The 22,672-nt window shown below is 59.7% G+C and carries 21 protein-coding genes; all 21 read right to left on the bottom strand.

Translation table 11 applies throughout. The annotated features are described in order from the left end of the window. Positions 1-99: 99 nt before the first annotated feature. Entirely contained in the window at positions 100-1,575 is a 1,476-nt protein-coding gene (locus BK660_RS15675) for a sigma-54 dependent transcriptional regulator (protein ID WP_123434034.1), read from the bottom strand. 174 nt (positions 1,576-1,749) lie between these two features. Beyond that, entirely contained in the window at positions 1,750-2,046 is a 297-nt protein-coding gene (gene fliT, locus BK660_RS15670; RefSeq protein ID WP_008044601.1) for a flagellar protein FliT, read from the bottom strand. A gap of 10 nt (positions 2,047-2,056) precedes the next feature. Next, positions 2,057-2,452: a flagellar export chaperone FliS gene (fliS, locus tag BK660_RS15665; protein WP_123434033.1), complete on the bottom strand. Its 396-nt coding sequence runs from the start codon at positions 2,450-2,452 to the stop codon at positions 2,057-2,059. 128 nt (positions 2,453-2,580) lie between these two features. Further along, entirely contained in the window at positions 2,581-3,987 is a 1,407-nt protein-coding gene (gene fliD / locus BK660_RS15660) for a flagellar filament capping protein FliD (RefSeq protein WP_123434032.1), read from the bottom strand. Positions 3,988-4,069: 82 nt separating this feature from the next. Continuing rightward, positions 4,070-4,435 carry a flagellar protein FlaG gene (locus BK660_RS15655; RefSeq protein WP_123434031.1) on the bottom strand — a complete coding sequence of 122 codons (366 nt, stop codon included), beginning with the start codon at positions 4,433-4,435 and terminating at the stop codon, positions 4,070-4,072. 74 nt (positions 4,436-4,509) lie between these two features. Beyond that, on the bottom strand, positions 4,510-5,361 hold the full coding sequence (locus BK660_RS15650; RefSeq protein WP_007894184.1) for a flagellin domain-containing protein: 852 nt from the start codon (positions 5,359-5,361) through the stop codon (positions 4,510-4,512). Between the two features lie 254 nt (positions 5,362-5,615). Continuing rightward, positions 5,616-5,885 (bottom strand): hypothetical protein, encoded by a 270-nt coding sequence (locus BK660_RS15645; protein ID WP_123434030.1) that lies wholly within the window; start codon positions 5,883-5,885, stop codon positions 5,616-5,618. Beyond that, positions 5,882-7,174 carry a motility associated factor glycosyltransferase family protein gene (locus tag BK660_RS15640; protein WP_123434029.1) on the bottom strand — a complete coding sequence of 431 codons (1,293 nt, stop codon included), beginning with the start codon at positions 7,172-7,174 and terminating at the stop codon, positions 5,882-5,884. Before BK660_RS15640 ends, BK660_RS15645 begins: the two co-directional genes overlap by 4 nt. A 96-nt stretch (positions 7,175-7,270) precedes the next feature. After that, a complete protein-coding gene (locus tag BK660_RS15635) occupies positions 7,271-8,197 on the bottom strand; it encodes a ketoacyl-ACP synthase III (RefSeq protein WP_027922344.1) in 927 nt (308 codons plus the stop codon). A 227-nt stretch (positions 8,198-8,424) separates the two neighbouring features. Continuing rightward, on the bottom strand, positions 8,425-9,477 hold the full coding sequence (gene pseI / locus BK660_RS15630; protein ID WP_123434028.1) for a pseudaminic acid synthase: 1,053 nt from the start codon (positions 9,475-9,477) through the stop codon (positions 8,425-8,427). After that, the gene (gene pseG / locus BK660_RS15625; protein WP_123434027.1) at positions 9,470-10,975 is read right to left on the bottom strand and encodes a UDP-2,4-diacetamido-2,4,6-trideoxy-beta-L-altropyranose hydrolase; all 1,506 of its coding nucleotides are present in this window, start codon (positions 10,973-10,975) and stop codon (positions 9,470-9,472) included. The genes pseI and pseG overlap by 8 nt, the downstream gene beginning before the upstream one ends. Further along, the gene (gene pseF / locus BK660_RS15620; RefSeq protein ID WP_123434026.1) at positions 10,972-11,667 is read right to left on the bottom strand and encodes a pseudaminic acid cytidylyltransferase; all 696 of its coding nucleotides are present in this window, start codon (positions 11,665-11,667) and stop codon (positions 10,972-10,974) included. The genes pseG and pseF overlap by 4 nt, the downstream gene beginning before the upstream one ends. 37 nt (positions 11,668-11,704) lie before the next feature. Then, on the bottom strand, positions 11,705-12,874 hold the full coding sequence (pseC, locus tag BK660_RS15615) for a UDP-4-amino-4,6-dideoxy-N-acetyl-beta-L-altrosamine transaminase (RefSeq protein WP_123434025.1): 1,170 nt from the start codon (positions 12,872-12,874) through the stop codon (positions 11,705-11,707). Positions 12,875-12,977: 103 nt separating this feature from the next. Beyond that, positions 12,978-15,911 (bottom strand): glycosyltransferase family 2 protein, encoded by a 2,934-nt coding sequence (locus tag BK660_RS15610; RefSeq protein ID WP_123434024.1) that lies wholly within the window; start codon positions 15,909-15,911, stop codon positions 12,978-12,980. Positions 15,912-15,967: 56 nt separating this feature from the next. Continuing rightward, positions 15,968-16,705, bottom strand: a complete 738-nt coding sequence (locus tag BK660_RS15605; protein ID WP_027922337.1) for a cephalosporin hydroxylase family protein — start codon at positions 16,703-16,705, stop codon at positions 15,968-15,970. A gap of 17 nt (positions 16,706-16,722) precedes the next feature. Continuing rightward, positions 16,723-17,793, bottom strand: coding sequence for a class I SAM-dependent methyltransferase (locus tag BK660_RS15600; RefSeq protein ID WP_123434023.1), 1,071 nt, complete (start codon positions 17,791-17,793; stop codon positions 16,723-16,725). Then, a complete protein-coding gene (locus BK660_RS15595; RefSeq protein WP_123434022.1) occupies positions 17,783-18,640 on the bottom strand; it encodes an NAD-dependent epimerase/dehydratase family protein in 858 nt (285 codons plus the stop codon). The genes BK660_RS15600 and BK660_RS15595 overlap by 11 nt, the downstream gene beginning before the upstream one ends. Beyond that, positions 18,637-19,863 carry a class I SAM-dependent methyltransferase gene (locus BK660_RS15590; protein ID WP_123434021.1) on the bottom strand — a complete coding sequence of 409 codons (1,227 nt, stop codon included), beginning with the start codon at positions 19,861-19,863 and terminating at the stop codon, positions 18,637-18,639. Before BK660_RS15590 ends, BK660_RS15595 begins: the two co-directional genes overlap by 4 nt. Further along, positions 19,860-20,420 (bottom strand): dTDP-4-dehydrorhamnose 3,5-epimerase family protein, encoded by a 561-nt coding sequence (locus BK660_RS15585; protein WP_123434020.1) that lies wholly within the window; start codon positions 20,418-20,420, stop codon positions 19,860-19,862. Before BK660_RS15585 ends, BK660_RS15590 begins: the two co-directional genes overlap by 4 nt. Then, on the bottom strand, positions 20,417-21,499 hold the full coding sequence (gene rfbG / locus BK660_RS15580) for a CDP-glucose 4,6-dehydratase (RefSeq protein WP_123434019.1): 1,083 nt from the start codon (positions 21,497-21,499) through the stop codon (positions 20,417-20,419). Before rfbG ends, BK660_RS15585 begins: the two co-directional genes overlap by 4 nt. Next, positions 21,481-22,254, bottom strand: a complete 774-nt coding sequence (gene rfbF, locus BK660_RS15575; protein WP_123434018.1) for a glucose-1-phosphate cytidylyltransferase — start codon at positions 22,252-22,254, stop codon at positions 21,481-21,483. Before rfbF ends, rfbG begins: the two co-directional genes overlap by 19 nt. Positions 22,255-22,672 lie beyond the last annotated feature (418 nt).

The raw sequence follows: 22,672 nt of genomic DNA, 5'->3' as shown, positions 1-22,672 counted from the left end.
GCTTGGCTGACCGTCAGTTAAACGGAACGTTGCGAGGGACGTAGCAATACCCGTGCCTAAAAAAAACCGCCCAAAAATGAACGACTTGAAAAACAGGCGTCAATCATCCGCCTGTTCATCTCCATCGCGACGGCTCATGCCGTACTTGCGCATCTTTTCCACCAGCGTGGTGCGACGAATCCGCAGGCGTTCAGCGGCGCGTGCGACGATGCCATTGGCATCATCCAGCGCCTGCTGAATCAGGCCCTGTTCCAGACCACCGAGGTAGTCCTTCAGGTCCAGGCCTTCGGGCGGCAGCATGGCGTTGGCGGTGAAGTCAGGGGTGTGACCGTTGATGGCCACCCGTTCTTCCAGATCGCTGCGCAGGCTGTCGACCAGTTGCTCGTCTTCGTCGTCGACGTAGCGGAATTTCTTCGGCAACTCGACCACGCCGATCACGCCGTACGGGTGCATGATCGCCATGCGCTCCACCAGGTTGGCGAGTTCGCGAACGTTGCCCGGCCAGCCGTGACGGCACAGCGACATGATCGCTGCCGAGTTGAAACGAATCGAACCGCGCTTCTCATGCTCCATGCGCGAGATCAACTCGTTCATCAGCAACGGGATGTCTTCGACGCGCTCGCGCAGCGGCGCCATCTCGATCGGGAACACGTTCAGGCGGTAGTACAAGTCTTCGCGGAAGGTGCCGATCTCGATCATGCTTTCGAGATTCTTGTGGGTCGCGGCAATGATGCGCACGTCGACGCTTTGGGTCTTGTTGCTGCCCACGCGCTCGAAGGTGCGTTCCTGCAGCACGCGCAGCAACTTGACCTGCATCGGCAGCGGCATGTCGCCGATTTCATCGAGGAACAATGTGCCGCCGTTGGCCAGTTCGAAACGTCCGGCACGGCTGGTGATCGCCCCGGTAAAGGCGCCCTTCTCGTGGCCGAACAATTCGCTTTCCAGCAACTCGGCCGGGATCGCCCCGCAGTTGACCGGCACGAACGGCGCGTCACGACGCTTGGAGTGGTAATGCAAGTTGCGCGCAACCACTTCCTTGCCCGTGCCGGACTCACCGAGGATCAGCACGCTGGCGTCGGTGTCGGCCACTTGCTGCATCATCTGACGGACGTGTTGAATCGCCCGGCTGGTGCCGACAAGGCTGCGGAACAGATTGGGTTCACGGTGACGACCGCGCTCGCGGGCCTGGTCGTACATCTCGCGATAGACCTGGGCACGGTGCAGGGAGTCGAGCAGTTTGCTGTAGCTGGGCGGCATTTCGAGGGTCGAAAGCACTCGGCGGCGCTGGTCTTCTGGCAGGTCAACGGAAGAATTATCGCCCATTAACAAAACCGGAAGGAACTCATCCCAGGTTGCGAGTGTCTTTAACAAGCCCGTAAGTGCGCCAGGAGCATTGACCGTCCCGATCAGGACACAGATCACTTCACGACTTGATGACAAAGAGCCGACAGCCTGCTGCCAGTCATGGCTTCCGCAGGGTAAATTTTCTTCACCGAGAAAATTTAAAATCACCGCCAGGTCGCGGCGGCGGACGCTATCGTCATCAATCAGCAGAATTTTGGTTTCACGCCACATGCAATAGCAACTTCCCTAGTCAACTCAATGCCCAAAAATGATGGGGCAAGCTAGACGCTTGCAGACACATTCTGCCTGTACACGCCTGAAATCTGTAACCAGCCACTAGTTAAGTCAAAAAACCGTGCACAGTCAAATTTATGGCGCACTATGTTTGGATTAACCGAGGATTAATTAACCAAACAGATGGTAAACCTTTGCCGCGTTCTGTGCTTGATGGATCTGCGACATCTCATCGACTATCGCTTGCCTCTCCCCCGTCGCGGCCTCAAGCAGCTGCTTGTACACCCCCAGCAACTCCTCAAGGTTGTCGCGCAACGCGGCCTCGTCCACCGAAGCCTCACTCAAAACGTCTTCCATGCAGGATCGGCACGCCAGATCCAACTCACCGATGGCTTCCCAATTGCGCTCGGCCAATGCACCGACCAGGGCGTCGCGGGTGTGTTCGATTCGCTGCAATACAAGACTCATGGTGATCTCCTTAAAACTGCGGACCCGGTGCGGCAATCGCATCCCAACCGTCTTTGACTGTTCGAAGCAGATCAGCCACTTCGTCGAGAATCGCAGGATCAGTCTTGATGTTGGCTTCAGCCAGACGCTTCATCATGTAGGTGTACAGGTTATCCAGTTCACCGACGGTCTCAACAGAATTCTCAAGGTCCAGACCTTCACGCAACCCACCGATGATGCCGATGGCCTTGCCGATCAGAATACCCTTGTTCGGAATGTCTTTGCGTTCCATCGCACCCTTGGCCTGGGCGATACGGTCCAGCCCGCCTTCCATCAACATCTGCACCAGACGATGCGGGCTGGCTTCGGAAGTTTGCGCCTGAGCGCCAATCTTCTTGTATTGGCGAAGGGCTAACATTGGATTCATGTTGTACCTCATCAAAATGCTGTAGTTCGTATAACCAGTGTATCGACGACGCGTCAAAAAACTTTAGATTCAAATGCAAAAAGCCCGGAGCGCTTGAAAACGCTGCCGGGCTTTTGGCGTTATGCGTGTTACGAGTTCTTCTGTTGAGCGGCCATGGCCTCAAACATCGAGGTGATGTTGCTGGCTGTCGCTTTCAATTTACCAACGAGTGTATCCATGTCGTTGTACTTTTTGGTCAATACCGCGGTCAGTGTTTCGACCCGACGATCCAAGTTAGCCTGATCAGCGGCCAGCCTGGTTTTGGTCACATTCAGGTTGGTGGTGCGAGTGTCGAGGATGCCACCGGTATCGGTGTACGGCTTGATCACATTGTTCATGCGCTCGATCAGGCCGTTAGTACCGGTAAACAAGGTCTGAACCTCGCCACCCAGCTTCTTCACATTCATCGCGGCGGTGAACTTGGTGCCGTCAAAGTTCAGTGCACCGGTTTTCTGGTCAGTGGTGATCCCCAACTGCGAAAGCACGGTCAGCTTGTCGCCGGCACCGGTCTGGGACAGCGGGCCACGAATGGCAGCCAGCAGCGAGCGTGGCAGCGGGTCACCGGTCAGCGCAGCAGCGACGGTTGGCTTGCCGTCGTCGTCCAGGGACGGCTTGGTCAAGGACGTCACAGCGTTGGCGATAGCGTTGTAGGCATCAACGAACTTCTGGATCGAAGCCTTCAGACCATCGTTGTTGGTCGCAACGTTCACGGTCGATGTACCGGCACCCGTCAGCACCAGGCTCAGGCCGGAGATCGTCTTGTCGACGGTGTTGGACTTGCTGGTCATCGCCAGGCCATCCACGGAGAACACTGCATCCGCAGCCAGGCCACCTATGGCACCGGAAGAGGTCGCGGTCGGTACGGCCGCCATCGCGGCGGTGCCGTCGATGGTCAGTTCAGGGATACCGGTGGCGGAGATATCGGAACCTGCACCGGTCGTGGTCGAACCCAACACCAGGCGCGAACCGAAGCTGTCGGTCACGATGTTGGCGCTCAGGCCGCTGGCCTGGTACTGGCTGTTGATCGAGTCACGCACCGACTGCAACGTGGCGCCCGCACCGACGGTCACCGGGTAGCTGGTGCCGTTCTGGGTGATGGTCAGCGTGCCTGCCGTGATCGGACTGGTCGCGCCGCCGGCAAAGGCCGCGGAGGCAACTTTCGAGGAGGTAGCCAGGCTGGTGACTTTGACCACGTAATTGCCGGCAACAGCAGTGTTGCTGGACGTTGAGGTCAGTACTTTGGGGTCGGAAGACGTTGCCGAATAACCCGTGAACTGAGGGGTGGTCGTGCTGCCCAGATCGGTGAGTGCTTTCTGGAACGTAGCCAGCAGCGACTTCAGCGTACCAATCCCGGAGATGCTGCCCGTGTTGGTGGCGGTCCCACGGTCGATCTGACCTTGTTTGGCCGCTTTGTCAGCGTTGACCAAGGCCTTGACGATAGCACCGGTATCAAGGCCTGAACCTAAACCCGTGCCCGGTAAAATTGGACTTGCCATGTGGAACTCCCTTCAGTGTGTCGCCGGTCTTTTGACCACTACAACGCCCAAAAGAACATAGCAACAAAATTCGTGCCAGCTGTCAGGCTTTCGCGCTAAACAACAAGCTGCTTGCATCATTCAAACTATTGGCCAGTTTCAAGACTTCTTCGTTGGGGATCTGGCGAACCACCTCACCCGACTCGCTGGCAATGACTTTTACAACAACCTGCCCTGAAGGCTCATCAATCGAGAACTCCAGGTTACGCTTGACCGACTGAACGAACTTTTCAATTTCCTGGACAGCCATTTTCAGCTTGTCCTGCTCAGTCTGGGCAGTCTTGCGCGCTTCCTTGACGTCGACCACTTTCGCGGGCTCCGCTCGAGGCTTTTCCGCGGGCTTGTCGGCAACCGGGGTCGCGTGCTTGGCCGCCGGATAAGACAAGTTCAGCTTCACGCTCATGTCCATGTCCATCACCTCTAAAAGTAAAAAAGCGAGAGGGTACGACCAGCGCACACCCCTCGCCAAAACTCAATCAGCTATTACTGAAGCAGTTTCAGTACAGCGGATGGCAGTTGGTTGGCCTGAGCCAGAATTGCGGTGGAAGCTTGTTGCAGAGTTTGTTGCTTGGTCAGCTGTGCAGTTTCAGCAGCGAAGTCGGTATCTTGTACGCGACCACGAGCAGCTTCAGCGTTTTCGTTGATGTTCTGCAGGTTGGAGATGGTGCTGGTCAGACGGTTTTGTGCAGCACCGAGGTCAGCACGGGCGGTGTTGATGGTCTGCAGAGCGGCGTCGATACGGGTCAGGGCAGCGGAGAACGATGCTTGAGCGGTAGCCGAGCTGTTACCAGTGATCTGAGTGGTAGCCGAGTCAACCGACAGGGTTGCAGCGCCGAAACCGGAGGCCAGGGTCAGAGTGATCTGGTTAGCCGAACCAGTGTTGGAACCAACCTGGAAGGTCATGGTACCAGCAGTACCGTCCAGCAGGTTCTTGCCGTTCAGGTTGGTGGAGTTGGCGATACGAGTGATCTCGTCCGACATTGCCGCGAATTCTTTGTTCAGAGCAACGCGGTCTTGAGTACCGTTCGAGTCGTTTCGAGCTTGTACGGCCAGTTCACGCATACGCTGCAGAATGTTGGTGGTTTCCTGCATCGCGCCTTCAGCGGTCTGAGCGATCGAGATACCGTCGTTGGCGTTTTTGATTGCCATAGTCTGACCGCGGATTTGCGAGGTCATACGAGTGGTGATTTGCAGGCCGGCGGCGTCGTCTTTAGCGCTGTTGATTTTCAGGCCGGAAGACAGGCGAGTCATCGAAGTCGACAGAGCGTCGGAGGAGCGGTTCAGGTTCTTCTGAACGCTCAACGATGTGACGTTGGTGTTTACTGTTAAAGCCATGACGAATTCCTCGTTGGTTGGGTACTGCGGCTTCCGGCCCTGGCAACCGCCGGGTATGGCCTAGAGAACCTTCGTAATAGTTATCGTCGCCAATGCAACTTGCTTTAGGGGATTTTCAAAAATATTTGCCATCACGTTGCCACCCCCTGTAAATCAAGGGGTTGGCGATGATCCAGCAGCGAAAAAATGACGTCAGGGATCTGTCGATGACGGGAATGGCGAGACCTCGCCTGCACCGACAGTAGAAAAACTGCTTAAACGGACAGGCTGTCGGCCAGCAACTCGACCAGTTCGTATTCCAGATAATCCGCCAGGGCGAGCCAGTTCTGCGCCTCCTGACACGTAAACATTTGACCGAGCACAAACGTCCACTGCTGCTGAACATCCCGCGCCTTCGAATCGAATGTCGGGTGAATCGCACCGACCAGCTCGGTCATCGCCAGCCCGGCTTCAACATCGCGTCCCAGGCGGAACAAGGTGGCGCACTGTTGCGCCTCGGCAATAAAGGTTTCACGAGTGCTCATGAGGCAAGCTCCGGATGAAAAACGGTCCCGGCGATCATCGCCCCTGCCCGGCTGCTGTTATAGAAACGCACCTGCGGATGGCCGGCGATAAACCGCTCCAGTTCACACAGATAGCTGCGGAAATTGAGCTGAGTCTTGATGCGCTGCCCGTGACCATCCAGCACCCAATGTTTGGCGGCGCCCAGTTGCGGCCCCAGGTCGCCGTCGTTCCAGCCTGCGTGGGTCTTGTCGCCAGGGAAGGCGAAGTCGGCACCGAACAGAGTGATTTGCGTTGCGCCCATCTTCACCGCCAGGTCGGCGGCCGGGTGAATCACACTACCGCCGACATACAACTCCCCCCTGGGCAATTGCGAGCGCAACGACTGGTAGATCGGGCTGGCGGAGTAGCTGCAATGACGCGTCCCTTGCCAGGCTTCGAGCACCAACGGATCGAGCATCGGCATGTACACCAGCGTGATGTCGGCTGTGTCCTGCGGTGGCAAGTGCCGGGCTGAAATGCGCTGGTCGATGCTGACCACCACATCGGGACGGATGCCATGCTTGAGCAACGGGCGAAAAGCGGTGTCGACGCAGATGAACAACGGCCGCTCAGCCTGGCCGCGAATTGCGCGCAGGTTCTCGAAATGCTGTTCCAGGCTCGGGCCGGTGGCAATGACGAACACCTCCTGGCCGGGACGAGTACCGAACAATTCGGCCACGTCAGGATCGGCTTGCACCAGCGCCAGGCAAGCCTGCAAGCGTTCGATTATCTCGGGCGACTGTGGGTCGAACTCACGGTTGTTGAAGGCCAGGTGAGTTTCGCTGATCAGACGATCACGAATCTTCGCACTGAAGTCATCGGCCAGGACCAGTTCAGACGGCAAGGCAAAGAACGGCAGCTTGATTTCCGCAAGATCACCGGCATACAGCAACTCGACTCGCGGATCACTGAGCCACGGCTGCTGATCGAGCAATTGCAGCACCAGGTTGAACACCGCACCGTTGAGGATGTGCACGTACAAGCGCTCAAGCCCGGCACGTTCAAGCAATGCCGATTGCAGATCGCCAAGCCCTGTGCCGTAAACGTGTACCACCGGACAGTCGAGCGGCAAGCTGTCAGCCTGGACCCTGGCCTCACGGCTGCGATCATGGCGGCTGGTCAACTGAATACCGTTGATGCTCAACGTCGAGCCCAAACCTTCCACCAGATCTGCCTGCAACAGGCTCGTGTCTTCCACCAGCAAGCGCACAGCCAATGCCGGCCAGCGTTGCTGGATGACATCGACGTTGTGCTCAAAGAACTCGCTCATGCCGCCTCGCTTATTGTCCGGGCAAAAAAATAGCGCTCAAGATTACACCTTGAGCGCTTTTTTTGTGTCTGGCTTTCTTTGACTGACGCGTCGCCGTCAAGGTCGATAGATGATCGCCGAACCCCACGACAAGCCAACGCCGAAACCACTCAGCGCTACACGCTTCCAACTGGAGTCCAGTACGTGTTTTTCCAGCAGCAGCGGAATGCTCGACGACACAGTATTGCCAGTCTCGACCATGTCCTTGAGGAACTTCTCCGGCTCGCCTTCGAAGCGGCGTGCCACGGCATCGACAATCGCCGCACTGCCCTGGTGAATGCAGAAGGCATCGACATCGTCAGCCGTCAGTTGCGAATCGGCCAGCAGTTCATGCAAATGCGCCGGGACTTTGAGCAACGCAAAGTTGAACACCTGACGACCGTTCATGAAGAACACGCCATCGGTGACTTTCAGGTGTGGCGCGCCGGAACCGTCGGTGCCGAACTTGGCCTTGCCCAACTGCCACGGAGCGTTTTCGCCCATCCAGGTCGCAGTGGCGGCATCGCCGAACAGCATGGTGGTGTTGCGGTCTTCCGGGTCGACGATCTTCGAATACGGATCAGCGGTGATCAGCAGGCCATTCTTCAGGCCGGCGGCTTCCATGAAGCCCTTGATCGCGTAGATGCCATAGACGTAGCCGGAGCAGCCCAAGGAAATATCGAACGCGGCCACGGTGGTGGGCAGGCCGAGCTTGTCCTGCACGATGGCAGCGGTGTGTGGCAGGCCTTCTTCGTCACCGTTCTGGGTGACCACGATCAGCACATCGACCGCTTCACGTTTCAAATCAGGGTTGTTGGCAAACAGCGCATTGGCTGCTTCGACACACAGGTCCGAGGTTTCCTGCCCGTCGTCTTTGCGTGGCAGGAAGGCGGAACCGATCTTGCCGAGGATGAATTCTTCATCCTTCTCGAATTTTGCACCTTGTGCGTAATTGTCTATGCCGGCTACAGGAACGTAGCTCGCAATGCTTTTTATGCCAATCATTACGGCTTCCCAATAATAAACAGCCCAATACCACCGCTCGCAAGGATTCGAGGGCGCCGACAAACAGAGAAAAACGTCGCCCCGAAGCCGCGACAGCGGGAAGAATAAAAGGCTATCACTGGGCCAGAAACAGGCCAGGCGCCACCTTCCCGATTAATACAATACAGTGAAGATGCGCGTTATGACTCACAGGTCACTCTATTTTGCCGAATCAAACCGATAAGGTGTTATTCGACCAAGGACCAGTCCAGTGGGGTTCCACGCGTGATGGCGTGGCGGGCGCGGCGGCCCAGAAGGGTTTCAGCGTGCTTGGGAGCCAGGCCCAGGCCCGGACGGATGGCGCGCAGATTGGCCGTGGTGAAGGGCTCACCGGCGACCATGTCCTGGGTGACATAGAGCGAGCGACGGTACACCAGGGATTTGCGTTCGGCTTCCGTCACGCCGTAATGCACCTGGCCCATCGCCTGCCACGCACGCTCCGTCTCGACGACCAGGCTGGCAAGTTCCGCCGGTTCCAGCGAGAAACTGGCGTCCACACCACCGGCCGCGCGGTCGAGGGTGAAATGCTTCTCCACCACCGTCGCCCCCAGCGCCACCGCGGCCACGGAAACACCGACACCCATGGAGTGATCAGACAAACCGACCTGGCAACCGAACAACTCACGCAGATGGGGAATCGTGCGCACATTGCTGTTGGCCGGGGTCGCTGGATACGTGCTGGTGCATTTGAGCAACACCAGGTCCTTGCAACCGGCCTCACGGGCCGCGCGCACGGTTTCGTCGAGCTCGGCGATGCTGGCCATGCCGGTGGAGATGATCAACGGCTTGCCCGTGGCGGCGACCCGGCGAATCAGCGGCAGGTCGGTGTTCTCGAAACTGGCGATCTTGTAGGCCGGCACGTCGAGGCTTTCGAGGAAGTCGACGGCGCTGTCATCGAATGGCGTGGAGAATGCCAGCATCCCCAGTTCCTTGGCCCGGGCGAAAATCGGCGCATGCCATTCCCACGGTGTATGCGCCTTTTCGTACAAGGCATACAGCGATGTGCCTGCCCACAGACTGTTGGGGTCCTTGATGAAGAACTCACCTTCGGACAGGTCCAGGGTCATGGTCTCGGCAGTGTAGGTTTGCAGTTTCAAGGCATGGGCGCCGGCCTTCGCCGCCGCTTCGACGATTTGCAGCGCCATGTCCAGCGACTGGTTATGGTTGCCACTCATCTCGGCAATGATGAAGGGTGGCGCGTCAGCACCGATCAAGCGGTTGCCGATCTTGAAACTAGTCATTGCGGTGATCCTTCAATACGCGCGTGAACGCGCAGGCACTCTGGGTAAAACCGGCCTCGCGAAAGACCTTCAGCGACGGCTGGTTGGACGGCAAAACCTGAGCGGTGATGGCGGTCAGTTGTGGCCATTGACGGGTGACGAAGGCCTCGCCCCGCGCCAGCAGCGCCCTGCCCCAGCCCAAGCCGAAACGGTCTTCGAACAGATAAATCGACACTTCGGCTTCAACGCCACGCCGGTCATAACGCAACACCCCTACCGGACCGTCATCCGCCTCGGCGATCAATAACAAGCGCTGATCATTGCTCAGGCTGGCGATCAGCCAGTTTTGATGGGCTTGCCGGTCAATGACGCGGGTCTCCAGCGACCAGCGCCGCACGGCTTCGGCATTGCGCCCCTCGAACAACAACGTCGAGTCGTTCAGGGTCGCCGGGCGTATCTGTAAAACCGCACCGGCCAATGCAGCCGCCACGCGCTGTGCGCCGCGGCCATCGACCAATTGCCGGGAGCGTTCGGCGAGGCTCTGGCGCAAGCCTTGATTGTCCGCGACAAAACCCACGGCCTGACGCAATTGCTCAACACTGACCTGCTCACGCGGCCCCAAGTAGACATGGCTCCCCGCTGCCGCCATGACGTCGCCATTGGCCTGCTGATTATTCGACACGGCAATGCAAATCGTCGGCAGCCCCAGGGCCGCCCGCTCCCAGCTAGTACCGCCACCGGCACCGACAAACAGGTCGGCCTCGGTCATCAACCGGTAGAAGTCGCTGACAAAACTGTGCAAACGCCAATTCGGACGATCCGCCGCCAGCGCCTGCATCTGTTCCCAGGCCGGATTATCGGCACCGGCCACAAAATCGACGTCCAGATTGTGGAAATCCACCATCGCCAACATCGCATGGTGCGTCTGCATCGCCGCATCGAAACCACCGAAGTTCACCAGCACCCGTTTGGCCTGCGGTTTGATCTCGATGGCCGCGCAGTTGAACTCATCACGCAGCATCGCAAAACGCGGGCCGAGCAACGTCTGGCAATCCGGCGGCAGCAGCGAGGCGTAGGCCGCAGACGTGCCGGAGAGGTTCTGATTGAGCAGCAGATCAGCGTCGTAGGTGCGCGTCGCAAGGTCATCCACCACGGCGATCCGGGGCGCCCAGCGCCGGGCTGCGGTTTGCCAGTGATGATCGAGGCCATAGTGGTCGACGATGATCCAGTCGAACGCTGGCTGGTCTTCCAGCGCCTGTGCCAACGCGTCGATGTCCGCTTGCCACGGCAGCATCGATTCGATGGCTTGTTGCGGGTCTTCATCGGGATAACGATCGGGCAGCGCAAAGGTTTCAAAACCTTCGCCAGCCAGAGCGTCCAGTCGATGCCCCGGAAGCAGACGACAGGCAAACGCCACGTGCGCCCCCTGCTTGCGCAAGGTTCTGGCCAGTGGCAACAGGCGCGCGATATGGCCGCTTCCAATGGTCGGCGAGGCGTCGGAACGAATCAGCACTCTCATTGCACTTCACCACCGGCTTTCAATGCGGCGTAAAGGTATTCGGCGCGCGTCCAGTCTTCAACGGTGTCGATGTCTTGCACCAGATGCCGCGGCAGAATCACCGGCAGGCTCGCCGGGGAAAACAGTACGTCGCCGCGCAACCAGGCTTCGCGGCGGCCCCAGTAAAACTGGCCGGCGTCCTGAAAGGCTTCGGGTAAATCCTGGGAACGGGTTGTGCGAAATTCCGGGTAAAGCGAAGTCAAGGCGCCCTCTTCGTCGAGGGTCAAGGCACGCTGCACCGGGAAGCCGAAACTGGCGACCGAGAACGCAAACGATTTGTCCGAATGCCGCTCCAGCACGTCCAGCCCCTGGCGCAGATACCGCGCTTGCAACAGCGGCGCGGTCGCGTAGATGCAGCAGGCAAAATCGAACGCGGGCAGTTCATTCAAGGCATGAACCATCACCGCTGCCGTGCCGGTGAAATCATCCGCCAACGACGCCGGCCGCATGAACGGCACGTGAGCCCCATGCGCCCGGGCAACCTCGGCAATTTCTTCATCGTCGGTGCTGACAACCACCTCATCGAACAGCGCCGAATCCAGCGCCGTACGAATCGAGCGAACGATCATCGGCACGCCGTCGAACGGCTTGAGGTTCTTTCGGGGTATACGCTTGCTGCCGCCGCGCGCAGGAATAATGGCAACGCTGCTCACAGCCCACCTTGCAATACGCGAGGATAAATCATCATGTTCAACCCAGAATTCGCCTCAAATGCCCCACCACTTCTTCTTGCTCTGCATCCGTCAGGTCGGGATAAAGCGGCAAGCTGATAGCCTCGGAAAAATATCGCTCGGCCTGCGGAAAGTCTCCGTCCTTGAAACCCATCTCACGGTAGTACGGCTGCAAATGCACCGGGATGTAATGCAGGTTCACGCCCAACCCGGCAGCCCTCAGCGCTTCGAATACCTGCGTCTGGCTGAGGTTGGTCCGCGACAGTTGCAACCGCACCACATACAGGTGCCAGGCCGACTCGGCGCCCGGCTGAGCCACCGGCAACGTCACCGCGATACCGCCCAGCAGTGTTTCATAACGCGCTGCCAGCTGACGACGCTTGGCGACAAACGCATCCAGGCGCGCCATTTGCGACACACCCAGCGCGGCGTGCAAATCGGTCATGCGGTAATTGAAGCCCAGCTCCAGCTGCTGGTAGTACCACAACCCTGATGCAGGCACGTTCATCTGCGCCGGATCACCGGTAATGCCGTGGCTGCGCAGGCGCCGCAAACGCTCGGCGAATTCCGGGCGATTGGTCAGCACCATGCCACCTTCGGCAGTGGTAATGATCTTGACCGGGTGAAAGCTGAAAATCGTCATGGCCGCGTATTGACCACAACCAACCGGCCGCCCCAGATACGAGGCGCCCACCGCATGCGAGGCGTCTTCGATCAGCGTGAAACCATAGCGCTCGGACAGTTGCGCGAGGGTGCGCATGTCACAGCTCTGCCCGGCGAACGCGACCGCCACCACCACTTTGGGCAGCTTGCCCGCAGCTTCGGCAATCTCGAGCTTCTCTGCGAGCAACCGCGCATCCATGTTCAGGGTGTGCGGATCAATGTCGACGAAATCGACCTCGGCGCCACAATAACGGCCGCAATTGGCCGACGCGACGAAGGTATTGGGACTGGTCCAGAGCCAGTCACCCGGGCCCAGCCCGGCGGTCAGGCAAGCAATGTGCAGCGCCGCCGTGGCATTGCACACCGCCACGGCATACTCGGCCTGACAGCGTTCGGCCAAGGCTTTTTCGAAGCGCTCAATCGTCGGGCCTTGAGTCAGCCAGGGCGAGTTGAGCACTTCCATGACCGCGTCGATATCGGTCTGATCAATGTTTTGTCGGCCGTAAGGAATCCGGTAGGGCATCATGGCCGTGACTCAACACAATGCCCAACCAGCGTGTACGCATGAGCGTCCTTGAACATCATTTTGCTGTTGCACATGTGTGGAGTCCTTTTGCTGATCAGACAGCTTAAGCGAGCAACTGCGCCCAGTTCACACCGGAGGCTGCGCCGAGGGTAAAGCCCTTGCCGGTCAAGGCCAGGTTCTGGTTGTACGATGCGTCTTGAGTGAAGCGCGCGCGCCACTTGTCTTGCAGGGCCGCGGCTGTTTGCGGTGCATCCGGCAACAAGCCCGGGTGCAGCATCTGTGCTTGTGGGCACCAGACGATCAGGTAACCGGCATCGGCGGCTTTCAGGCACAGATCAATGTCGGCAAACGCTTCGTCGAAATGCTCTTCGTCCAGACCGCCAACGGCCTCGTACAGCTCCTTGCGCACCATCATGCAAGCGCCCGACACCGCCGAGTAGTTCTGCTCGACCTGGTGACCGTTCATGTAACCCTTGGCATCTTTGCGCTCATCAATGAACACCGAACCGATCACGCCGTTCAAGCCAAGCACCAGGCCGGCTTGCGTGGTGACGCCACGGAAGTCCATCAGCTTGCCGCCGACAATCCCGACTTCCGGACGCTGGGCCTGATTGAGCAAGCTGTCGAGCCAGTTGGAGTTGACCACTTCGGCTTCGGCCGACATCAACACCACATAAGCGCCCTTGGCCTCACTGACCGCAAAGTTATACAGCGCCGAAGCGCTCAATCGCTTACCGGTGCGCAAGATGCGCAGGCGATCACCCTTGCCTTCCAGGCTGGTCAGCCAGCTCGCCAGTTCTTCGGACTGACTGTGGTTATCGGCGATCAGGATTTCATGCTGCTGGTAACGGGTACGTTGCAGCACGCTGACCAACGCGCGTTGCAGGTGCTCTAAATTGTCCTGGCTGTGCAGGATGATCGAGACCTTTGGCCGCGCGGCGTGCTGGTAATCGATCTGCCAGGTTTGGGGCAGCTCGGAGCTGACCTGACCGCGATAACCACGTGCCGTCAGGTGACGGGTCAGGGTTTGACGCTCGTGAGGGTTTTCCTCGGCGGACGCCGCGTTGCAGATCAGCAGCGGCTCGGCCAGATGCGCCAGGCCACCCAGACCGCCGTCTTCGATCAGGCGCAGCAACAGGTCGAACTCCAGCGCCGACAGGTATTCAGCCGAGTAGCCACCCGCGTTTACCCACACGTCACGCTGGATCAGCCAGTGCCGGGCCATCAGCGACGGCACGGTTTGCAGCAGATCAAGGTTGACGCCTGGACGGAACACATCTGCCAGGGAGCCGTTTGCCTGACGCTGGAGTTCGTCCATCGCCACGGCACGAATGCCTTCGGCACCCATCAGCTCCAGGCTGGCGCGCAGCAGGCCGCTGGCGGTGAACTGATCACCGGCCTCGGCCAGCACCAGCCAGTCGGCGGTGGACTGTTTAGCACTCTGGTTGATGCGATCGACGTAATTGGTCGCGGTGACTTTGACAAAATGCACGGTGTCGCGCGACGTGGTGGTCGCCGGCAAATCACCGGTGGTGAACACCACGACTTTGAACGCCTTGCAGTGACCAGCGACCAGGCTGTCGAAGGTGGTCTGCAACTTGACCATGTCGGCGTCGAGGTCCAACAGCATGATTCCGAACTGCGGGCCGCCATTGCGTTTACGCAGCTGCGCCTCAATCACCTTGAGCTGTTTGGCATCGGGGTTGCGCGCCTCCAGCCAGTTGAGCAAGCGCCCGGATGGCATGTTCTCGAACAACGATTGTTCGTCCTGTGCCGGTACCGACGCCAGGCGCTCGGCCCAGGCCTGCAGCTTGAGGCCTTCTTCGGGCTCATCGGAATCCTTCAGCGACTCGACCAGACCCGCAACCACCGTGCGGTTGAACGCATACAGGCTCAGGGCTTCCCACAGACGGCTGCGCAAGGTGCGCTCGTTGTCGTTGGGGTGCACGCGCATCAGCTCATGCTGCTTGAGCAAAATGCCTTCCAGTTCCTGCAACTGCAACTTGCCGGCCGGCATGGTGTGCAGCAGGAATTCGAACTCCGTCAGCAGATCGAAAACCGGCTGGTTGTAAAACGGCATCTCGACAAACTGCTCGGTATTGAACGTACGTACCGGCTCTTTGCCGGCCTCCAGCCAGGCCGACGTGAAAATCAGCGTCCCCTTCAGCGAACGCATGTTATTCAGGCAGTCGGCCATGGTGGCGAAACTGTCCAGCGCCACCTGCTTGCCTTCGTCCAGGGTCTTGTGGGCCATGCCGGTCGGCAACGACGCCAGAAACTCGGCAAAGCGCTCGCGGTCGGCCACGGTTTTCGCGTCCTTGAGCGTCAACACCGTCAGCACGTTGGTGTTGTGCTCCGAGGAACCGTAAGGGATTTCCCGCACGGCAAACGGGATCGGCAAGATCCGCGCCTTGGCACGCGCGAGCATGTAATAGGCATGGCCGATTTCCTGCCATTCGAAGCTGGTGCCCGGCAGCAACGCGTTGTGCCAGTCCTGCAGCAACTCGGTGCGGCTGACCGCGTAGAACGGCGGCAGGAAGTGCCCCATAAATTGCGTCAGGCGTTCTTCGGCCGACTCCGAGCAATAGTCCTCCGGGCCCTTGCGGTCGCGGCGGAAGTAATTCACTTCCGTGGCGCGCGCCAGGTACATGATCCCGTAGCCGTGGCACATGCCGTAGTCGGCGTTGTCTTCAAGAAACTCCAGCGACTCGGTGACCGCCTCATGCAGCAGGAAATCGTCATCGGCGGCCAGCACCATGTACGGCGTGGTCACCTGATTCACGCCATAGGCGAGTTTTTCCTGCAACCCGGTGTAGGTGAATTGCGGCAGGTGCCGGTAATCGACCATCGGGTAATCACGGGTGATGTCGTCGTCGCTTTTCAGCGAAGAGTCCAGGACCAGAATCGTGCAGGGATAGCTGCTGTAATACTGCAAGGTGCGCCGCAGGTAGGCGTTGCGGTTGTGGGAAATCACCACCACCGTCAACCGTTCATTCAGCGGTGCCACATCGTTTCGAGCAGTGTTTTGAACGCGCATATTTCTATCCCCACAACCGGCCACGGGCCGAGAACCTACATTCAATTCAAGAGTGATTAACGAACGCGACGCAGATAGCCATCCGGCGCCACGGTGATCAGCAGCTTGTTCTGCAACTGACGGTCGATTTCGAAGTCAGCGTTTTCTTCCAGGTATTTCCACACGGCGGTCTTCGGGTTGTCGCCCGGGCCCCATGGACGGTCCGGGAAAAAATCGGCCGGCATGTCTTCAACCACGGTGTCCATGACCACGCAGTAGCTGTCAACCGACACCAGCGGTGCGTACAGGCGCAGCTCTTCCAGCACGTGATCGTGGGTGTGGTTGGAGTCGAGCACGAGGATGACTTTCTTGCCTTCGGCAGCAGCGCGCACTTGTGCGGCGATAGCCTCGTCGATGCTCGAGCCTTCGATCATTTTGATGCGCTTGCTCATCGGGTGGCTTTCGATGGCTTCGCGGTTATGCGGGCGAATGTCGAGATCGATGCCCAGCACTTCACCGTGGCCTTGCAGTTCCAGCAACGAGGCGTAGTAGATGATCGAACCGCCGTGGGCGATGCCACATTCAATCACCAGGTCGGGTTTGACCTGCCAGATGATTTCCTGCATCGCCATCATGTCTTGCGGCAGCTGGATGATCGGACGGCCCATCCACGAGAAGTGGTAGCTGTACTTGTGCTTGGCCGATTGATTGAAGAAATCCTGGGCCAGACCGGTGAGTTTCTGGTCGTCGCCCTGAGCGGCGATTTGTTCTGCGCACTCGGCTTCGAAGGCTTTATTGATGGTGTTGTCAGTCATTTTTCTAATCTCAATAGTCACTGGAACGAAGCGCTGTCGACGGCGTGATAGACATAGCGTCCATCGGTCATCCGCTTGATTTCTTCGAGGTAGTTGGAATTCATTACAAACAGGTGGGCGCCTTCGGGCAGCGCGTCCATGGCCTCTTGCGGCGAGGACACACGCACGCCGCTCAGAGGCAGATAACGGCCCTGCTTCGCCGGATTGATGTCGACCACGCGATCCACTGCCACACCGGCCCTTTGCAGGAACAGCGAATAGATCACGCCTTTGGACGATGCGCCCCAGATCGCCGAACCTTGCTCGGGTGCGTCCTGGATAATCTGTACCGCACGCGCAAGGCTTGCGGTGAAACCGTCAGGCAGCGCCAGGCGTGGCACCGGTTGTTCCGGGGTCAGGCGCAAGGTCGCAAGGTCAGCAACGATGTACAGGTACTGGCCGCCGAACAGGTGCCCGGCCTCGTGCACGGTGCCGAACATCCGGCGCAGGTCATCGAGGCGGAAGTAATTGACGTGCTCGTAGAACAGGTCGAACCAGGCTTTGTGCTCGAGGATCCAGTCGAAGCACGGCACTTCGATGTAGATCTGCCCGCCCTGATTGGCGTCGGCAATCTCGGCGAGAAAACTCACCGGGTCCTGAATGTGTTCCAGCACATGGCGCAGCACGATGGCGTCCGCCGCCAGGCCAAGGCCACGGGTGAACGGTGCCTTGATCACGTCGGCGTTGTCGCCTTCGTAGGCCGGGTCGATGCCGGTGATGGCGTAGCCCAGGCCTTTGAGCAATTCGAGGAAGTAGCCCTTGCCGCAGCCGACTTCGATCAGTTCCCGACCCTTGAAGTGGCGAGCAATAATGCCCTCGACATCACCCAGGTGCTTCTGGAACTGCCCCGAATGCGCCTGCTCGTTCTGGTAGTCGGCGTCGTAGCTCAGCTTGTCGGCATCGAAGGCCTGGTTGAAGATCAACCCGCTCTTTTCATCCTGCACCAGGACCATGTCGGCACACGCCGAAGCCCTGGCAGATTCGGGATCGGCAAAGGTGCGGTTTTGCAACACCGGCAGGTCGGCGACCCGATACAACTCATGCCTCATGCGATGCTCCCAGTAACTGCTGCAAACGGTCCGCCACGCCCCAGAACGCCATCGGTTCGTGGGTCGGGTACGGGTAGTGACCGAGGTTCAAATGGATCGACGCGCCGCGCTCACTCAGCCGTTGCTCGACCAACGCCCGCACCGAAACCGGCTGGCCGCTGGCGCAATTGATCACGCCATCGAATTCACGCTGCTGCACGATAGCGGCGAGGTAACCGGCCGCGGTTTCAATCGCCAGGTAATCACGCAATTGCTCACCGGCCGACATGTTGAAACTGTCATCGCCAGCGTCGATGGCGCGGTCCAGCGCGGCGAGCAAACTGTTCGGGTTTTGCCCTTCGCCATGCAGGTAAAACAACCGCGCCCATTGCAGGGTGAACGGTTGGACCTGCTGCAGGTTTTGCAGAAACAGGCGCAGGGTATTTTTCGCCAACCCGTACGGGTTGCTCGGCTGCGGCGCGGTGTGCTCGCTGAGCGGGCCGCTCTGCATGCCGTACTCAAAACAGGTGCCGGTGACCAACACGTGCGAGACGCCCGCCTCGACCGCGCCCTTGATGAACCGGTAATCGGCCATCAAGTTATGCTCGAAGTGGAACAGCGCCCGATAGTTCGGCAGCCCTGGCCAGGCCAGATGCACCAACGCGTCGATGCCATCGGTCAATGCAGCGATGCTCAGATCGTCGGCGTGAATATCCGCCGCGACGAACTCCACGGCATTGATCCACGGCATGGTCGCGGCAGTCTCGGTGTTGCGCGCCACGGCGCGGACTTCGCAGCCACGGGCGAGCAAGGCTGCGACCAGATGACGGCCGACAAACCCGGTGGCACCGGTCACGAGTACTTTCACAGCACGGTCAACTCAGGCACAGCGATCACGAATCGCCCATCCCACTGACGCACCTGGGCCAGTTGCTGACTGACTTCGGTCAGCAGGTTCCACGGCAGCACCAGGACGTAATCGGGTTTCTCGAGGTCGATCTGTGCCGGCGAGACGATCGGAATGCGACTACCCGGCAAATACTTGCCCTGCTTGTGCGGGTTGGCATCGGCCACCCACGCCAGCAAGTCCGGTTTGACCCCGGCGTAATTGAGCAAGGTGTTGCCCTTGGCCGCGGCGCCGTAACCGACGACACGCTTGCCGTCGGCCTTGGCCTGCAGCAGGAAGCGCAGCAGTTCGTGTTTGATGCGTTCGGCGGCGGGTGCGAGGGTCGCGTAGTACTCGGCGGTTTTTACCCCGGCGGCGAGTTCGGCTTGCAGTTGCTTGGCAACCGTTGGCTGTACGTCGCGGCCTACACCGTCGGCACGCTGGACGAAAACCCGCAGCGAGCCGCCATGGGTCGGCAACTGAGCGACGTCGAACACCTGAAGACCGTTGCGCTCGCACAAGGTCTGCACAGCGGTCAGCGACAGGTAGGAATAATGCTCGTGATACAGCGTGTCGAACTGCTGGCCAGCCATCAGCGTCAGCAGTTGCGGAAACTCGAACGTCGCCACGCCGGTCGGCTTGAGCAAGGTGGCAAAACCACCGAGGAAATCATTGATGTCCGGCACGTGGGCCAACACGTTGTTGGCGGCCATCAGGTCGGCGGACCAGCCTTCGCTGACCAACTGCGCCGCGGTGTCGCGACCGAAGAACAGTTCACGAATCTCCAGGCCTTTGTCCCGCGCCGCTTGCGCAGTGCTGCGAGTCGGCTCGACGCCCAGGCACGGAATGCCGCGTCCGGCGACGTATTGCAACAGGTAACCGTCGTTGGCCGCGATTTCCACCACGCGGCTGTCGGCGGTCAGGCCGAAGCGCTCGGTCATCTCGGCGACGTAGCGCTCGGCATGGGCCAGCCAGGTGCTGGAGAACGAACTGAAATACGCGTACTCGGCGTCGAACAGGCTGTCGGCGCTGGTGTAATCCTCGGTCTGCACCAGCCAGCATTGCTGACACACCGCAACCTTGAGCGGCACCCATTGCTCGGCTTGCTCCAGCTGATCGGCGCGCACATAAGCGTTGGACGGCGGCGAGGTGCCGAGGTCGATCAGCGGCAAGGCCAGGGAAGTCCCGCAACCACGGCAATTCATACACGCACTCCAGCGAAGTGGACATCAAGCAAGGGATGGCTGGAATCCCGCGCCGACAGATTATTGACAGGCAACGGCCAGGCAATCGCCAGCCGTGGATCGTTCACGCTCAAACCGCCCTCGTGCACCGGCGTGTAGTCCGCGCTGTGCAGGTAGAGCAATTCGGCATCGTCGGTCAAGGTCTGGAAACCGTGGGCAAACCCGGCCGGGATCAGCAGGCTACGACCGTCACCGGCGCGCAGGTGCTCGGCGTGCCAGTGCAGGAAGGTCGCGGAATCGGGGCGCAAATCCACTGCCACATCCCAGACTTCGCCGCGCAGGCAGGTGATCAATTTGGCTTCCGGCGCGCTCGCATTTTGATAATGCAGGCCACGCACACTGCCCCGCTCACGGGTGCAGGAATGGTTGATCTGCCGGATATGAAACGGTTCGCCGAAGGCGCTCAGGCTGCCTTCGCAGAACAGGCGCGCGAAGTGCCCGCGCTCATCCTCGAAGCGTTTGTGCTGCACGCTGAACAAGCCGGCCAGCGGCAACGGGATTAACGAAAACTCGCTCACAGCGCGCCTCGGTACAGGTTCAACTGGCCCAAAGTGATGGCGCGCATGTCGTCGCCGTTTTGCCAGGCCAGGTGCCAGTCCAGCGTCTGGGTCAGGCACTGCTGCAACGACCAGCGCGGCTGCCAGGCCAACAGCTGACGGGCGCGGCTGCTGTCCAGGCGCAACAGGCCGGCTTCATGCAACTCACTCGGTTCGATGCGCAAGCCACGGGCTTGCGGCCAGCGGTTGGCGAGCAATTCGACGACTTCGCCGACGCTGCACATGTCCGCTTCACTCGGGCCGAAGTTCCACGCACCAGCAAACTCGGGGCCTTGTTCATACAGGCCGGCCGCCAGTTGCAGGTAACCGGCCAGCGGTTCCAGCGCGTGTTGCCACGGGCGCACGGCTTGCGGGTAACGCAAGGTCACCGGTTCGTCGGCGGACCAGGCCTTGAGCACATCGGGAATCAACCGCTCAGGTGCAAAATCACCGCCACCCAGCACGTTGCCGGCCCGGGCCGTGGCCAGGGCCAGACCGTGCTCGGCATACTTTTCAGCCGGGAAAAACGACGCGGCGTAAGACTGTGCCAGCAACTCGCAGCAAGCTTTGCTGCTGCTGTAAGGATCGTGACCGCCGAGGGCTTCGTTTTCGCGGTACGGCCACAGCCATTCCTGATTGGCGTAGACCTTGTCGGTGGTCACCAGCACGCAGGCACGCACGCCGCCGACCTGACGGATCGCTTCGAGCAGATTGAGGGTGCCCATGACGTTGCTGGAGTAAGTCCCCAGCGGGTCGCGATAACCTTCGCGCACCAACGGCTGGGCCGCCAGGTGCAGGACAATTTCCGGTTGGGTCTCGGCGATCAGCTCCAGCAATGCGCCGAGGTCACGCAAATCGCCGCGCTGATCGTTGATGCCTTCGTGCACACGCGCCAGTTCGAACAGGCTCGGCTCGGTGGACGGGTCCAGCGAAAAACCGCTGACCTCGGCACCGAGGCTTTGCAGCCACAACGTCAACCAACTGCCTTTGAAGCCGGTATGGCCGGTCAGCAGGACGCGCTTGCCGCGCCAGAACTCCTGGCTCAGTCCCATTGCTTCCATGGGGCCTCCCCGCTCAGCCACAGCTGTTCAAGGTGGTTTTTGTCGCGCAGGGTGTCCATCGGGTGCCAGAAGCCGTCGTGCTGGAACGCTTGCAACTGTTGCTCGTTGGCCAGCGCGGCCAATGGCTCGGCTTCCCAGGAGGTTTGGTCGTCAGCAATGTAGGGCAGGACTTTGGGCGACAACACGAAGAAGCCGCCATTGATCCAGCCGCCGTCACCGCGTGGTTTTTCGATGAAGCCTTTGACGCTGTCACCGTCGCGTTCCAGGGCGCCGTAGCGTCCCGGTGGCTGCACGGCGGTCACGGTCGCGAGTTTGCCGTGGGTCAGGTGGAAGTCCACCAGGGCACCGATATTGAGGTCTGAGACGCCGTCGCCGTAGGTGAAGCAGAACGCCTGTTCGCCTTCCAGGTAACGGGCGGCGCGACGCAGGCGGCCACCGGTCATGGTGTCTTCGCCGGTGTCGATCAGGGTCACGCGCCACGGTTCGCTGTAGTTCTGGTGAACGTCCATGCGGTTGTTGGACATGTCGAACGTGACATCCGAGGTGTGCAGGAAGTAGTTGGCGAAGAAGTCCTTGATCGCGTAGCCCTTGTAGCCAAGGCAGATCACGAAATCGTGAATGCCGTGGGCGGAGTACTGTTTCATGATGTGCCAAAGAATTGGCTTGCCGCCGATTTCGATCATTGGCTTGGGCTTGAGGTGCGACTCTTCGCTGATCCGCGTACCGAGACCACCCGCCAGAATTACTGCCTTCATCGCTGTCCTCTTGCTCTTCGCGCGGTTTGGCCAGCCCCGTCAGGGTTGGCGAACCGTCAGATGCACATCATTAACCCGCAGCCACTGGGGCCTTCACGCCTGTTGAGGTGAAGGATTTATGGCGATATGTGGGGGACTTGCAGGAAGTGAGCCAATTGCTTGGGGTGGGCGACTGATGGGAGTTTGGGGGTTAGCTTTGGGTTTGAGTGCATATCCATTGCTTCGGTAACGGCTGCTTTTGGTTTCGCTCTTACAGCGACTCACTTTTCCAGACGCCGGAATGCCGGCCCAGCGAAAAGTAAGCAAAAGGCTTTGCCCCTCCATTCGGTGCCTCGCTTAGGCTCGGCATGCCCTCACTCCGGCATTGCTCCGGGGGCCCGCCGCCATCGGCCATCCATGGCCGGGGGCGGCTACCGCG

The sequence above is a fragment of the Pseudomonas brassicacearum genome (assembly GCF_003732265.1).
GTDB classification, from domain to species: Bacteria; Pseudomonadota; Gammaproteobacteria; order Pseudomonadales; family Pseudomonadaceae; genus Aquipseudomonas; species Aquipseudomonas brassicacearum_D.
This window is presented reverse-complemented; position numbering and strand designations above follow the sequence as displayed.

Bases quoted from the DNA above. Each gene is read 5' to 3' on its own strand.
- BK660_RS15640 (WP_123434029.1), bottom strand. From the start codon at position 7,174: ATGAGCGAGTTCTTTGAGCACAACGTCGATGTCATCCAGCAACGCTGG.
- BK660_RS15600 (WP_123434023.1), bottom strand. From the start codon at position 17,793: ATGAGGCATGAGTTGTATCGGGTCGCCGACCTGCCGGTGTTGCAAAAC.
- fliT (WP_008044601.1), bottom strand. From the start codon at position 2,046: ATGAGTCTTGTATTGCAGCGAATCGAACACACCCGCGACGCCCTGGTC.
- BK660_RS15605 (WP_027922337.1), bottom strand. From the start codon at position 16,705: ATGACTGACAACACCATCAATAAAGCCTTCGAAGCCGAGTGCGCAGAA.
- pseI (WP_123434028.1), bottom strand. From the start codon at position 9,477: ATGACTAGTTTCAAGATCGGCAACCGCTTGATCGGTGCTGACGCGCCA.
- BK660_RS15635 (WP_027922344.1), bottom strand. From the start codon at position 8,197: ATGATTGGCATAAAAAGCATTGCGAGCTACGTTCCTGTAGCCGGCATA.
- BK660_RS15650 (WP_007894184.1), bottom strand. From the start codon at position 5,361: ATGGCTTTAACAGTAAACACCAACGTCACATCGTTGAGCGTTCAGAAG.
- BK660_RS15610 (WP_123434024.1), bottom strand. From the start codon at position 15,911: ATGCGCGTTCAAAACACTGCTCGAAACGATGTGGCACCGCTGAATGAA.
- BK660_RS15590 (WP_123434021.1), bottom strand. From the start codon at position 19,863: ATGAATTGCCGTGGTTGCGGGACTTCCCTGGCCTTGCCGCTGATCGAC.
- BK660_RS15645 (WP_123434030.1), bottom strand. From the start codon at position 5,885: ATGAGCACTCGTGAAACCTTTATTGCCGAGGCGCAACAGTGCGCCACC.
- pseC (WP_123434025.1), bottom strand. From the start codon at position 12,874: ATGATGCCCTACCGGATTCCTTACGGCCGACAAAACATTGATCAGACC.
- fliS (WP_123434033.1), bottom strand. From the start codon at position 2,452: ATGAATCCAATGTTAGCCCTTCGCCAATACAAGAAGATTGGCGCTCAG.
- fliD (WP_123434032.1), bottom strand. From the start codon at position 3,987: ATGGCAAGTCCAATTTTACCGGGCACGGGTTTAGGTTCAGGCCTTGAT.
- rfbF (WP_123434018.1), bottom strand. From the start codon at position 22,254: ATGAAGGCAGTAATTCTGGCGGGTGGTCTCGGTACGCGGATCAGCGAA.
- BK660_RS15655 (WP_123434031.1), bottom strand. From the start codon at position 4,435: ATGGACATGAGCGTGAAGCTGAACTTGTCTTATCCGGCGGCCAAGCAC.
- pseG (WP_123434027.1), bottom strand. From the start codon at position 10,975: ATGAGAGTGCTGATTCGTTCCGACGCCTCGCCGACCATTGGAAGCGGC.
- rfbG (WP_123434019.1), bottom strand. From the start codon at position 21,499: ATGGAAGCAATGGGACTGAGCCAGGAGTTCTGGCGCGGCAAGCGCGTC.
- BK660_RS15675 (WP_123434034.1), bottom strand. From the start codon at position 1,575: ATGTGGCGTGAAACCAAAATTCTGCTGATTGATGACGATAGCGTCCGC.